Here is a 12,427-nt window from a genome sequence, read left to right as displayed (position 1 = left end):
ACCGCACCGAATCCCGGCTCAGCGGTCCACTTCCATCATGGCACCGGATGCCCTCCGCGAGCATTGGATTTGGGGCGAACGAGTTGGCCTGTAAGCCGGATCCTGTCCCCGGTTCACACCGGGTGACGGCCATCCATCTGGACACACCGTTGCCGGGTGCCTCGAGCGGTCCACCCGCAGGCTCGGGCGAGCAACCCTCGAACACCTGCGCAGCCGCACCGCGAACGATGCGACCTTCGACCTTGCTCCGGGCGGGGTTTACCTAGCCGCCCCGGTCACCCGGGGCGCTGGTGCGCTCTTACCGCACCGTTTCACCCTCACCGCACGATCCCGGAGGATCGTGGGCGGTCTGTTTTCTGTGGCACTGTCCCGCGGGTCACCCCGGGTTGCCGTTAGCAACCGCCCTGCTCTGTGGAGTCCGGACTTTCCTCGGCGCCGGGCGGCGGCACTCGCGTGCCCGTTCCCGTCACCGCGGCCGCCCGGCCAACTCGTCCGCGCGTTTAGCTTACTTTGATCACGGGGTACCTTGTTCATTGGCCTGACCTGGCGACCGGTCGGAGCGCAATAGTTCGGACCAATTAGTACGGTGGGGTGCCATGGAACGTGTCGAGGTCAGTTTTCCCTCGGGTAGCGAGCATTGCGCTGCCTGGCTGTATCCCCCCGACGGCATCCCCAAGCCCCGCCCGCTCGTGGTGATGGGGCATGGTCTCGGTGCCAACCGGGAGATGGGTTTGGACCGGTACGCCCGGCGATTCGCCGCCGCGGGCATGGGTGTGCTGGTATTCGACTACCGGCACTTCGGGGCCAGTCAGGGCGCGCCGCGCCAGCTACTGCATATCGCCCGGCAGCGTGAGGACTGGCGCTCGGCCATCGCCTACGGACGAACCCTGCGCGGCTTCGACGCCACTCGAATCGCCTTGTGGGGCACCTCATTCGGCGGCGGGCATGTATTGGCTGTCGCGCCCGACGACGATTACATCGCCGCCGTCGTCGCGCAGGTGCCGTTCACCAGCGGCTGGGCCTCGGCCATGGCCAAGGGCCCGACCAGCCTGACCAAGGTCGCCACCATCGCGGCCACCGATCTGCTCATCGGCCCGATTCGGCGCAAGCCGGTCCGCATCCGGCTGGCCGGTCGCAAGCGCGCGGCGGCGCTGATGAGCGCGCCGGATGTGCCGGAGGGTTTCGGCAGGCTCGCCGAGGAGAGCGAGACCTACGAACCGAAAGTCGCTGCCCGCGTCGCATTCTCGACGCTGTTCGATTCACCCGGCCGCCGCGCCAAGGCATTGAAGATGCCGGTCTTCTACGCGGTCGCCGATAACGACTCCATCGCACCGCCCAAGCCGACGCTGCGCGCGGCCGAACGCACCAAGCACGCGATCGTGAAGCGTTATCCGGTAGGACATTTCGACGTCTACTTCGATGAGGTCTTCGAGCAGACCGTATACGACCAGACCGAGTTCCTGGTGTCGGTGCTGCGCCCCTGATCTCGCCGTCGCGGTGGTGTGACCGGCATTCCGGCCGCACGGCCGGTCGACATCACGACCGGCCACGTCGATGCCCCGGATGCGCCGCGAAGCATCACCGCGATGGCAATCGTTGTCTGCCATGACTTCCAATCCCCCGGGGAAGGGCATGCCCGTGGGTGCAGAGGTCGATTTACTGTCGCGGCAGAGCGGGCGGCGGGGTGAACCGGCAGGTTGGCCCGCTGGTTGTGGATCGGCGCTCAGGCGGAGACGAAGGCGGCTGCGGCGGGGTATTTGGCGAGAGCTTCGCCCGCGGCCACTTCCTCGGCGTCGGCCAGTAGTTCGTAGATGGTGGCGTTGACTCCGGTGGCGTGGGTTTCGTCGGCGCGGGCCAGGATCGCTTCGCGGGATTCGATCGCATCGCGGTGGTCGCCGAGCACGGTTTGCAGGCGTTTCGCCTCGCTGCCGAGATCCTTTGCGGCGCTGCCGAGTACGTCGACCGCGCCCTCACACGAGTAGCGCAGGCGCTTTGCGCCCTTGCGGATATCGTGCAGCAGTTCGACGCGCTCGTCGGCCGAGACGGCCGGTTCGGCGTAGACCAGGCGCCGCAATCGCTTGCGGTCCTTGCGCAGGATGCGTTCGAAGACCTCGGCGGCGGGGAGTTCGGCCCGGTGCGAGTCGAGGGGTGGATGCTTGCGCCATGCCGAAAGTTCATCGCGCAGTGCGTGATACCGCTTGCCGTCGAGTGCGGCCAGGATCTCGGCGTGCGCGATGGCGTACCGGGTCTTCTCGGCCTCGACCAGTTCGGTGCGGACATATTCGGTGGCCCCGGGGACGTATCCGTTTCCGGCGGTGCTCGCCTCGGCCTCGCCCGCGGCTTGGGCCGCTCTGGACTCCGTTGCCAGCCGGGCGAATTCGTCCTGGGGGGCATGCGTGGCGAGCAGCGCGGCGAACCGGTCGCCGCGCACCTCCGCATCTCTGGCGACGCCGAGCAGCCCGGCCAGCCACTTCAGCTCCTCCTGCATGGCGGCCACCGGTGCGGGCTCGAACAGCTTGCGATAGGAGCGCAGCACGCTGCGCAGTCTGCGTGTGGCGACCCGCATCTGGTGTACCGAATCCCATTCGTCCGCACGGACTTCCGGTTCGGCGGCCAGCAGCCGGTCGACATCGTCGCGCAGCGCCGCGATGATGGCGTTTCCGGCCGTGACCCCCATGACTCAGCTCACTTTCGCGAATCCGTCGGTCGCCTCGACGAGATGATGGGTGATGCCGGGCTCGGCTGCGGCGTGTCCGGCGTCGTCGACGATGTGCAGGACCGAACCGGGCCAAGCGCGATGCAACTCCCATGCGCTGGTCGCCGGGCACACCACGTCGTGGCGGCCCTGCACGATGACGGCCGGGATATGCGCAATGATACCGATATCGCGCAGCAGCTGCCCCTCGTCGAGGAATCCGCCGTTGACGAAGTAGTGGTTCTCGATTCTGGCGAAGGCCAGTGCGAACCGCGGCTCGGCGCTGTCCTGCACCCGATCCGGGTGCGGTAGTAGCGAACTCGTCGCGCCCTCCCAGGTGGACCAGGCGACGGCGGCCGCGAGCGCGACCTCCTCGTCGGGGGAGTGCAGCAGCCGGTGATACACCTGCACCAGATCGCCGTCGCGCTCGTCCTCGGGCACCGGGGCCAGGAACTTCTCCCACTCGTCCGGGTAGATGTTGCCCGCCGCGCCGTTGTAGTACCAGTCGATTTCCTTGCGCCGCAACAGGAAGATCCCGCGCAGCACCAGTTCGGTGACGCGCTGCGGATACCGCTGCGCGTAGGCGAGCGCGAGCGTGGAACCCCAGGAGCCGCCGAAAACCTGCCAGCGCTCGATACCGAGATGTGTACGCAGCGCCTCGATATCGGCGACGAGATGTTCGGTGGTGTTGGTTTCCAGACTTGCCCCGTCGGCGATGTGCGGGGTCGAACGTCCGCAGCCGCGCTGATCGAGCAGCACGATCCGGTAGGCCGCCGGATCGAAGAATTGCCGGTGGAACGGCTCGGTGCCGCCGCCGGGACCGCCGTGCAGGAACACCACCGGTTTGCCCTCCGGATTGCCGCTGACCTCCCAGTACACGGATTGACCAGCGCCGACGTCGAGCATGTCCGAGTCGTAGGGCTGGATCGGAGGGTAGAGGGTACGCATCAGAAGGCGAGTCCGGAAGCGAGATCGGTCAGTTCCAGCGCCTCGATCGCTTGCTGGCGCACATCTGCGCAGCTCTTGGTGGTGATCCGGTCGATCATCGCCTTATCGGCCAGCACGTGGCCGTTGATGCCGCCATTGCGCAGTGCCCATTCGTGCACCAGCGCGTTGAATCCGATCCGGCCGAGCGTCGGACCCTGGACCCGCCAGTTCGATAGCTCGGGACGGATCATGTCGCACAGCTGGGTGGCCGAGGCGTCGGAGATCTCCAGGGTCGTCGGTGCGGCGCCGGTGGTCTTGCCCGGCGCGGCGGTGGCCGTCGCCGATCCGGTGGTCGAGCTCGAGCTGCCGGTTGGCGCCGGGTTCGAGCTGTTTCCGCAGGCGGTCAGTGCCGCGGCGGCGAAAACGCCCGCCACCACTAGCGTGCTGCGTGAAATCCAACGGGGTTGCGGCATCGGTACCTCTGCTCGTGTCGACATTGTCGGCTTCGAGTCTGCCATTGTTTGCCCCCCGTGGCCCGAACGAGTTTGCTGGGCAGCGCCGCGCTGCGGCGGATCAGCCCTGGTCGTGGGCCTCAGCGGAAGCCCGCGCGCAGATCGTCCAGCAATCCCTGCAGGAAGCGTGCGAAGCGCGGTGTCGAGGCGTCGATGGTGCGCCAGGGGTGCAGGGCGACCAGTGGGGCCAATCGGTCGGCGAGTGCGATCTCGGTGTCGGAGACGGTGCCGGATTGCCGCCATCGGTCGAAGTATTCGGTGCGGTATCGCCCACGCAACACACGCCAGGACAGGAAGGGGTGGGTGAGCACCGCGTCGCCCCAATCGAACAGCATCCCGGTGTCCGCGGCCGAATCGGCGAAGACATTGCCGGGGTGCAGATCGTTGTGTTCGATGCTCAGCCTGCCGAATTCGGCCAGCGCCGCCGCGGCCTCGGTGATCGCGGCGCCGAGGCCGGGGACCCGGGGCTCGAAGTGGCGATAGACCGAGATCAGTTGGGGCGGTGGCAGATACGGTGTGCCGGTGGCGCGCAGCTCATCGACATGGTCGGCCATCGCCAACTGGAGGTCGGCGTAGGAGCGGACCAGCTGGGTCCACGCGGCCTCGGAATCCCGCGCGGTGGCGCCGCCGTCGGGGCTGAGCAGCCAGCCGTGATCGGGTTGCACCGCAATGGGTTCGAGCACACCGCCCGGCCGCAACCGGGACAATGTCTGCAGCAGCGGACCCTCGTGTGCGCAGGCACGGGAGTTGGCCTTCAACCACACCGGACCCGCGTCGGTCGGAATGCGCACGAGCAACGACCAGGCGCGACGTCGGGTTTCCTCCGGTGCGCCAACGATTTTCACACCGCGTGCGGTGAGAATCTCGGTGGCCCAATCGAGCATCGGCCACACGGGTTGGCCGAGCAGTGCGGCGGGTGCGTGCACCGCCCGGCCGGTCATCGTGAACTCAGAAACTGTGCTCGGGGCCCGGGAAGGTCCCGCGACGCACCTCGTCGGCGTAAGCGGCTGCGGCCGAACGCAGTTCATCGCCGATATTGCCGAAACGCTTGACGAACTTGGCGGTCTTGCCGGAGGTGTAGCCCGCCATGTCCTGCCAGACCAGCACCTGTGCGTCGCATTCCGCGCCAGCGCCGATGCCGACGGTCGGGATGGTCAGCTTGCGGGTCACCTGTCCGGCCAGTTCGGCGGGCACCATCTCCATCACCACGGAGAACGCGCCGGCCTCCTGCACCGCGATGGCGTCGGCGATGAGCTGTTCGGCGCCGTCGCCGCGTCCCTGCACCCGGAAGCCGCCGAGGGTGTTGACGCTCTGCGGGGTGAAGCCGATATGCGCCATCACCGGAATACCGGCCGAGGTGATCAGCGCGATCTGCTCGGCGACCCGCTCACCGCCCTCCAGCTTGACCGCGTGTGCGCCACCCTCCTTCATGAACCGGGTGGCGGTGGCCAGCGCCTGCTGCTGCGAGGACTCGTAGGTGCCGAACGGCAGATCGGCCACCACCAGCGCATGCGGTGCGCCGCGGACCACACCGCGAACCAGCGGGATGAGCTCGTCGACGGTGATCGGCACGGTGGTGTCGTAGCCGTAGACGACGTTGGCCGCGGAGTCGCCGACCAGCAGCACCGGAATTCCGGCCTCTTCGAAGATGCGCGCGGAGGAATAGTCGTAGGCGGTCAGCATGGACCAGCGCTCGCCATCGGCCTTCATCTGCTGCAGATGATGCACCCGCGTCTTGCGCTTTGCCGCCTTGGCAGTGGTCGGGGCAGCGCCGTACGCAGGGGTTTCCGAATCGGATACGGACATCATCGTCCCTTTCGTGGTTGTCGCCTCGAGGCCCGTCCGGGTCCCCGGGTTTGTTGACGACATCCAGTGTGCACCGCCCGCGCGGCGCGCTTAAGGCCATGAACGGTGCAATTGGTCACACACTCCCAACCCAAGGTTCGGGCACGCGCCACCGGCAGAAGTTTCGGGGAGGCGGGGCAGCCATGCCAGGATCAAGAACATGTCATTGGTGCGGAGTGGGCGTGGTGTGCTGATCGCGGTGGCGTTGGCGGTGGTGGCGGGGTGCACCGTGTCGAAGGACGAGCCGGGCCAGCCGCTACCCGCAACGCCCGCGGGACTGGAGAAGTTCTACAGCCAGACCGTGAACTGGGGCTCCTGCGACGACTTCGGTTCCCCGGACGATCGCCCCGCGCCGAATGCCGAATGCGCGCGCATCAACGTGCCCGTCGACTACGCCGAGCCCGACGGTGCGACCGCGTCGATCGCGCTGGCTCGAATCCCGGCCAGTGGCAAGCGGATCGGTTCGCTGCTGCTGAATCCGGGCGGCCCGGGGGTTTCGGGCCTGTCGATGTCGGGCATCGCGGGCAAGACGCCACTGGCCGAGCGCTTCGACCGGGTCGGCTTCGATCCGCGCGGCGTCGGCTCCTCGACCCCGGCCATCGCGTGTCTGACCCCGCAGCAGAACGACGCCGAACGGGCCGAACCGCCGACCGATAACACCCCGGAGGGCATCGCCAAGGCCGAGGACGAGAACCGACAGTTCGTCGGCCACTGTGTGGAGCGCACGGGCACGGAGTTCCTGTCCCATGTCGGCACCCGGGAGGTGGTGCAGGATATGGACGTCATCCGTGGCGTGCTCGGCGATCCGAAGCTCAGCTACCTCGGCTACTCCTACGGCACCAAGCTCGGCTCGGCCTATGCCGAGAAGTTCCCGGACAACGTGCGCGCGCTGGTGCTCGACGGCGCCGTCGACTCCTCGCAGGATCCGGTGCAGGAGTCGCTGCGGCAGGCGGCCGGATTCCAGAAGGCGTTCGACGCCTACGCCGCCGACTGCGCCAAACAGGCGGAGTGCCCGCTCGGCACCGATCCGGCCCAAGCGGTCGCGAAGTTCCGCGCGCTGGTGAATCCGCTGGAGACCAAGCCCGCCCCGACCACCGATCCGCGCGGGCTCAGCTATGGCGACGCCATCACCGGTGTGCAGCAGGCGCTGTACTCCGACGATTTCTGGCGGGTGCTCACCATGGGCCTGTCCGAATTGCGGGACGGGCGCGGCGACACGCTGTTGAAGCTCTCCGATCTGTACGACGGCCGCCGCGACGACGGCTCCTACGACAACACCCAGGAGGCCTTCAACGCGATTCGCTGCGTCGATGATCCGCGCATCGACGATCGCGCGGTGGCGGGCCGACAGGACGCCGAATACCGCAAGGCGGCGCCGTTCCTGGACGACGGCCGCGGCACCGGCGCCGCACCGCTGGAAATGTGCGCCGTCTGGCCGGTGCCGAATACGGGTAACCCGCACAAGATTTCGGTACCCGGTCTGCCGAAGACGGTGGTGGTGTCGACGACGGAGGATCCTGCGACGCCCTATCAGGCCGGTGTCGACCTGGCCGCCCAGTTGGGCGCGGCGTTGATCACCTTCCAGGGCACCAGGCACACCGCGGCATTGGTCGCGGGCAATCAATGTCTGGACGACGCGGTGATCGCCTACCTCACCGATCTGAAGGTCCCAGCGCCCGGTCTGACCTGCTGACCCGCCTACGACCGCGCCACGCCGGTGCTCGGCTCCGTCGTGCGCGGAGGCGGGCTGTGTCTACGGTTCAACTCGCTGATGCCCGCTCACGACCGCGCCACGCCGGCGCTCGGCTCAATCGTTCGCCGAGGCGTCCCGCGTCGCGGTTGACTCGCTGACGCCCGCTCACAGCGCGATCTTGCACACAGTGCGATTCATTCCGAATGATGGGATTGCAATCCCTAAGCGTGTATGTAACACGGATTTAACGCCGGATGCTTACGCTCGGCGACATGGATCGCCAGAAGGAATTCGTGCTGCGGACGCTCGAAGAACGGGATATCCGCTTCGTGCGTCTCTGGTTCACCGACGTGCTGGGCTATCTGAAGTCCGTTGCCATCGCTCCGGCCGAGCTAGAGGGCGCCTTCGAAGAGGGCATCGGCTTCGACGGCTCGGCCATCGAGGGCTTCGCCCGCGTGTCCGAGGCCGATATGGTGGCGCGGCCGGATCCCTCGACCTTCCAGGTGCTGCCGTGGGCGACGAGCAAGGGCCACCAGCACTCCGCGCGCATGTTCTGCGATATCACCATGCCCGACGGTTCGCCGTCCTGGGCCGACCCGCGCCACGTGCTGCGGCGGCAGCTCAACAAGGCCGGTGACGTCGGCTTCAGCTGCTACGTGCATCCCGAGATCGAATTCTTCCTGCTGGAGAACGGCCCGCGGGACGGCTCCATGCCGACCCCGGCCGATGCCGGCGGCTTCTTCGACCAGGCCGTGCACGATTCCGCGCCCAACTTCCGCCGCCACGCCATCGACGCACTGGAGTCGATGGGCATCTCGGTGGAGTTCAGCCACCACGAGGGCGCGCCGGGTCAGCAGGAGATCGACCTGCGCTACGCCGACGCGCTGTCCATGGCCGATAACGTGATGACCTTCCGCTACCTGATCAAGGAAGTGGCCATCGACGAGGGCGTGCGCGCGACCTTCATGCCGAAGCCGTTCGCCCAGTACCCCGGCTCGGCCATGCACACCCACATGAGCCTGTTCGAGGGTGAGGCCAACGCCTTCCACGATCCGGACGACCCGATCAACCTCTCGGACACCGCGCGGGCGTTCATCGCGGGCATTCTCGAGCACGCCCCGGAGATCAGCGCGATCACCAACCAGTGGGTGAACTCCTACAAGCGACTGATCCACGGCGGCGAGGCCCCGACGGCCGCCTCGTGGGGCCGGTCCAACCGCTCGGCGCTGGTGCGCGTGCCGATGTACACCCCGAACAAGGCATCCTCGCGTCGTGTCGAGATCCGCAGCCCAGATTCGGCCTGTAACCCCTACCTGACCTTCGCCGTACTGCTGGCGGCCGGTCTGCGCGGCATCGAGAAGGGCTACACGCTGCCGCCGGAGGCCGAGGACGACGTGTGGTCGCTGACCGCCGCCGAACGGCGCGCCATGGGCTTCCGCGAGCTGCCCGGCACGCTGGACGAGGCGCTGCAGGCGATGGAGCGTTCGGAGCTGGTCGCCGAGACGCTCGGTGAGCATGTCTTCGACTTCTTCCTGCGCAATAAGCGCCGGGAATGGGCGGACTACCGCAGCCAGGTGACCCCGTTCGAGCTCAAGGAGTACCTCGGCCTCTAGGCCGTTAAACCGTCTCCAGAGGGCTACGTTTGCGACTCTTTCCACCGTGCCAGGTGGAAAGAGATGTTCGGGCAACTAAGTTGGACATATGGTCCGGCCGCCGTCTGCTCGTTCAGCTGTCCCCGGTGTCGGTCGGCTCGGCTTGCTCGAGCCGACCGCCGCCGCCTCCTTGCGAGAGTTGGCGTGGGACAATATCGACAGCATTCCGGTGCTGTGGGCGCTGTCCCGCGCGCCGGATGCCGATCTCGCACTGCTCACCCTGACGCGGCTGCGGACCGCGCTCGACGCCGAGTGGCCCGAGCTGGATTCGGCGCTGCGGGTCGATAATGCGTTGCGCGGCAGGCTTTTCGCGCTCATCGGATCGTCGAGCGCCTTCGCCGATCACCTGGTCGCCGATCCCGCCGCGTGGCGAATTCTGCGGCGGGACAAGCTGCCCGCGCGCGAGGAGTTGATCGCGGATCTGCTGGCTTCGGTGCAGGCCGTGCCCGCGGAGAGTCCCAATGCGGACGCGGTGCTGTATCGGGCCGGGATATCGGGTCCGGAGGCAATTCCGCTGCTGCGCAAGCGATATCGCGATCAGCTCATGCTGCTGGCCGCGCTGGATCTGGCGGCGACCGTGGAGAACGAGCCGGTGGTGCCGTATCAGGTGGTCGGCCGCCATCTCACCGATCTCGCCGATGCCGCATTGACCGCCGCCCTGTCGGTGGCGGTGGCGCGGGTCTGCAAGGACGCGCCGGTTCCGGCCCGGCTGGCCGTCATCGCCATGGGTAAGAGCGGTGCGCGCGAACTCAACTACGTCAGCGATGTCGACGTCGTCTTCGTCGCCGAACCCGCCGACGCCACCGCCACCCGGTTGGCCGCCGAGATGATGAGCGTGGGCAGTGCGGCCTTCTTCGAGGTCGATGCGGCACTGCGCCCCGAGGGCAAGGCGGGCGCGCTGGTGCGCACCCTGGACTCGCATATCGCGTACTACAAGCGGTGGGCCAGGACCTGGGAGTTCCAGGCACTGCTCAAGGCGCGGCCGATGACCGGCGATCTGGCGCTGGGCGAGCAGTACCGCGACGCGCTGATGCCGATGGTGTGGACCGCCTCCGAGCGCCCAGACTTCGTCGCCGATGTGCAGGCGATGCGGCGTCGGGTGGAGGATCTGGTGCCCGCCGATCTGCGTGAGCGCGAACTCAAGCTCGGGCACGGAAGCCTGCGCGATGTCGAATTCGCCGTCCAGCTCCTGCAGTTGGTGCACGGACGGGTCGACGAGACCCTGCATGTACAAGGCACCGTCGAGGCGCTGACGGCATTGGCCGCGGGCGGCTATATCGGCCGCGACGACGCCGCGAATCTCACTGCCTCTTATGAATTCCTGCGGTTGCTCGAACACCGGCTGCAGTTGCAGCGGCTCAAGCGCACCCACACCCTGCCCGCCGCCGATGACGAGGAGGGCATGCGCTGGCTGGCCCGCGCCGCCCATATCCGGCCCGACGGCCGACAGGACGCGGTCGGTGTGCTCGGCAATGAGATTCGGCGTAATGCGGTGCGGGTGCGGCGATTACACGCCAAACTCTTCTACCGGCCGCTGCTCGAATCGGTGGTCAAGATGGAACCCGACGCGCTGCGGCTGAGCCCGGACGCGGCCATCCGGCAGTTGGCTGCCCTGGGCTATGCCGCGCCGGAAAACGCACTGGGACATCTGAAGGCGCTCACCGGCGGGGTATCGCGCAAGGGCCGGATCCAGGCGCTGCTATTGCCGACGCTGCTCGAATGGCTCGGGGACACACCGAATCCCGATGCCGGACTGCTCGCCTACCGGCGGGTCTCGGAGGGCCTGGACGACCAGATCTGGTTCCTGCGCGAATTGCGTGACGAGGGCGCGATCGCACAGCGGTTGATGATCGTGCTCGGCTCCTCGGAATATCTGCCGGATCTGCTGATCAATGCGCCGGACACGATCCGGATGTACGCCGACGGGCCGGGCGGGCCGCTGTTGCTCAGTCCGCAGCCGGAAGATGTCGCGCGCGGGATCCTGACCGCGTCGGCGCGCTATGACGATCCGAAACGTGCCGTTGCGGCGGCTCGTTCGCTGCGCCGACACGAATTGGCCCGGGTGGCCTCGGCCGATCTGCTCGGCATGCTGGATGTGCCGCAGGTGTGCCGCGCGCTGTCCTCGGTGTGGGTCGCGGTGCTGGAAGCCGCACTGCGCGCGGTGATTCGGGCCAGTGAGGTCGAACTCGGCGCACCGGCGCCGGCCGATTTCGCGGTGATCGGGATGGGCCGCCTCGGTGGTATGGAACTGGGCTACGGTTCCGATGCCGACGTGCTCTTCGTCTGCGATCCGCGGCCCGGTCAGGACGAGACCAAGGCCGTGAAGTGGGCTATCGGCGTCGCGGAGCGGGTGCAGCGGCTGCTCGGCGCGCCGAGCACCGATCCGCCGCTGCAGGTCGACGCCGGACTGCGTCCGGAGGGCCGCAACGGCGGCCTGGTGCGCACGCTGGCCGCCTACGCGGCCTATTACGAGCAGTGGGCGCAGCCGTGGGAGGTGCAGGCGTTGCTGCGCGCGCATCAGGTCGCCGGGGACCAGGACCTCGGTGTCCGGTTCCTGCACATCATCGACAAGGTGCGTTATCCCGAGGGCGGGGTGTCGGCCGAGGCCGTGCGCGAGATCCGCCGGATCAAGGCCCGGGTGGACGCCGAACGCCTGCCGCGCGGTGCGAACCCGGCGACCCACACCAAACTCGGCCGTGGCGGCCTGGCCGATATCGAATGGACCGTGCAGTTGATGCAGTTGCGCTACGCCCACGATGTGCTCGGGCTGCACAACACCTCGACGCTGGAATCGTTGAATGTCATCCATGACACCAAACTGCTTGCGGCCGAGGATGTTTCGCTGCTGCGCGAGGCCTGGCTCACGGCCACCAAGGCACGCAACGCGCTGGTGCTCGTGCGCGGCAAGCCCGCCGATCAACTACCCGGCCCGGGCCGTCTACTATCGGCCGTCGCGCGCGTGGCCGGCTGGCCCAACGACGACGGCAGCGAATTCCTCGACAACTACATGCGCGTAACCCGCCGCGCAAAAGCCGTGGTGGAGCGCGTCTTCGGCGGCTGACACGCGCGCCGACGGTAGTCGAATGGTGGTTCGCGACGGGGC

9 protein-coding genes and 1 other RNA gene are annotated in these 12,427 nt (G+C 67.7%); 4 read left to right on the top strand and 6 right to left on the bottom strand.

What is annotated here, in order from left to right; translation table 11 throughout:
- Positions 1-75: 75 nt before the first annotated feature.
- An RNA gene (gene rnpB / locus ACHQ4I_RS31860) (RNase P RNA component class A) lies at positions 76-491 on the bottom strand.
- A 105-nt stretch (positions 492-596) separates the two neighbouring features.
- Between rnpB and ACHQ4I_RS31855 the strand changes: the two genes are divergently transcribed.
- Positions 597-1,484 (top strand): alpha/beta hydrolase, encoded by an 888-nt coding sequence (locus tag ACHQ4I_RS31855; protein ID WP_420775583.1) that lies wholly within the window; start codon positions 597-599, stop codon positions 1,482-1,484.
- A gap of 239 nt (positions 1,485-1,723) precedes the next feature.
- Here ACHQ4I_RS31855 and ACHQ4I_RS31850 read toward each other — a convergent pair whose 3' ends face one another.
- The 5 genes from ACHQ4I_RS31850 to panB form a co-directional block, all read right to left on the bottom strand.
- Positions 1,724-2,677, bottom strand: coding sequence for a CHAD domain-containing protein (locus ACHQ4I_RS31850; protein WP_420775582.1), 954 nt, complete (start codon positions 2,675-2,677; stop codon positions 1,724-1,726).
- Positions 2,678-2,680: 3 nt separating this feature from the next.
- Positions 2,681-3,643, bottom strand: coding sequence for a prolyl aminopeptidase (gene pip, locus ACHQ4I_RS31845; protein WP_420775581.1), 963 nt, complete (start codon positions 3,641-3,643; stop codon positions 2,681-2,683).
- Positions 3,643-4,095 (bottom strand): hypothetical protein, encoded by a 453-nt coding sequence (locus ACHQ4I_RS31840; protein ID WP_420775580.1) that lies wholly within the window; start codon positions 4,093-4,095, stop codon positions 3,643-3,645. Before ACHQ4I_RS31840 ends, pip begins: the two co-directional genes overlap by 1 nt.
- Positions 4,096-4,214: 119 nt before the next feature.
- On the bottom strand, positions 4,215-5,075 hold the full coding sequence (locus tag ACHQ4I_RS31835; RefSeq protein ID WP_420775579.1) for a phosphotransferase: 861 nt from the start codon (positions 5,073-5,075) through the stop codon (positions 4,215-4,217).
- Positions 5,076-5,082: 7 nt separating this feature from the next.
- The gene (gene panB, locus ACHQ4I_RS31830; RefSeq protein ID WP_420776062.1) at positions 5,083-5,940 is read right to left on the bottom strand and encodes a 3-methyl-2-oxobutanoate hydroxymethyltransferase; all 858 of its coding nucleotides are present in this window, start codon (positions 5,938-5,940) and stop codon (positions 5,083-5,085) included.
- A 199-nt stretch (positions 5,941-6,139) separates the two neighbouring features.
- Here panB and ACHQ4I_RS31825 point away from each other — a divergent pair, with 199 nt between their 5' ends.
- From ACHQ4I_RS31825 to ACHQ4I_RS31815, 3 genes are all read left to right on the top strand, one after another.
- Positions 6,140-7,672, top strand: coding sequence for an alpha/beta hydrolase (locus ACHQ4I_RS31825; protein WP_420775578.1), 1,533 nt, complete (start codon positions 6,140-6,142; stop codon positions 7,670-7,672).
- 272 nt (positions 7,673-7,944) lie between these two features.
- Positions 7,945-9,285 (top strand): glutamine synthetase family protein, encoded by a 1,341-nt coding sequence (locus ACHQ4I_RS31820; protein WP_420775577.1) that lies wholly within the window; start codon positions 7,945-7,947, stop codon positions 9,283-9,285.
- Between the two features lie 88 nt (positions 9,286-9,373).
- Complete coding sequence (locus ACHQ4I_RS31815) at positions 9,374-12,385, top strand: bifunctional [glutamine synthetase] adenylyltransferase/[glutamine synthetase]-adenylyl-L-tyrosine phosphorylase (RefSeq protein ID WP_420775576.1); 3,012 nt, start codon at positions 9,374-9,376, stop codon at positions 12,383-12,385.
- The last annotated feature ends 42 nt before the right edge of the window (positions 12,386-12,427 follow it).

The organism is Nocardia nepalensis (assembly GCF_048910785.1).
In the GTDB taxonomy this organism is placed as follows: Bacteria; Actinomycetota; Actinomycetes; order Mycobacteriales; family Mycobacteriaceae; genus Nocardia; species Nocardia nepalensis.
The sequence above is the reverse complement of the archived record's forward strand: the minus strand, read 5'-3'. Positions and strand labels throughout refer to the sequence as shown.

Excerpts from the sequence above, each read along its gene's own strand:
- pip (WP_420775581.1), bottom strand. The coding sequence starts at position 3,643 with ATGCGTACCCTCTACCCTCCGATCCAGCCCTACGACTCGGACATGCTC.
- panB (WP_420776062.1), bottom strand. The coding sequence starts at position 5,940 with ATGTCCGTATCCGATTCGGAAACCCCTGCGTACGGCGCTGCCCCGACC.
- ACHQ4I_RS31850 (WP_420775582.1), bottom strand. The coding sequence starts at position 2,677 with ATGGGGGTCACGGCCGGAAACGCCATCATCGCGGCGCTGCGCGACGAT.
- ACHQ4I_RS31835 (WP_420775579.1), bottom strand. The coding sequence starts at position 5,075 with ATGACCGGCCGGGCGGTGCACGCACCCGCCGCACTGCTCGGCCAACCC.
- ACHQ4I_RS31855 (WP_420775583.1), top strand. The coding sequence starts at position 597 with ATGGAACGTGTCGAGGTCAGTTTTCCCTCGGGTAGCGAGCATTGCGCT.
- ACHQ4I_RS31820 (WP_420775577.1), top strand. The coding sequence starts at position 7,945 with ATGGATCGCCAGAAGGAATTCGTGCTGCGGACGCTCGAAGAACGGGAT.
- ACHQ4I_RS31815 (WP_420775576.1), top strand. The coding sequence starts at position 9,374 with ATGGTCCGGCCGCCGTCTGCTCGTTCAGCTGTCCCCGGTGTCGGTCGG.
- ACHQ4I_RS31840 (WP_420775580.1), bottom strand. The coding sequence starts at position 4,095 with ATGCCGCAACCCCGTTGGATTTCACGCAGCACGCTAGTGGTGGCGGGC.
- ACHQ4I_RS31825 (WP_420775578.1), top strand. The coding sequence starts at position 6,140 with ATGTCATTGGTGCGGAGTGGGCGTGGTGTGCTGATCGCGGTGGCGTTG.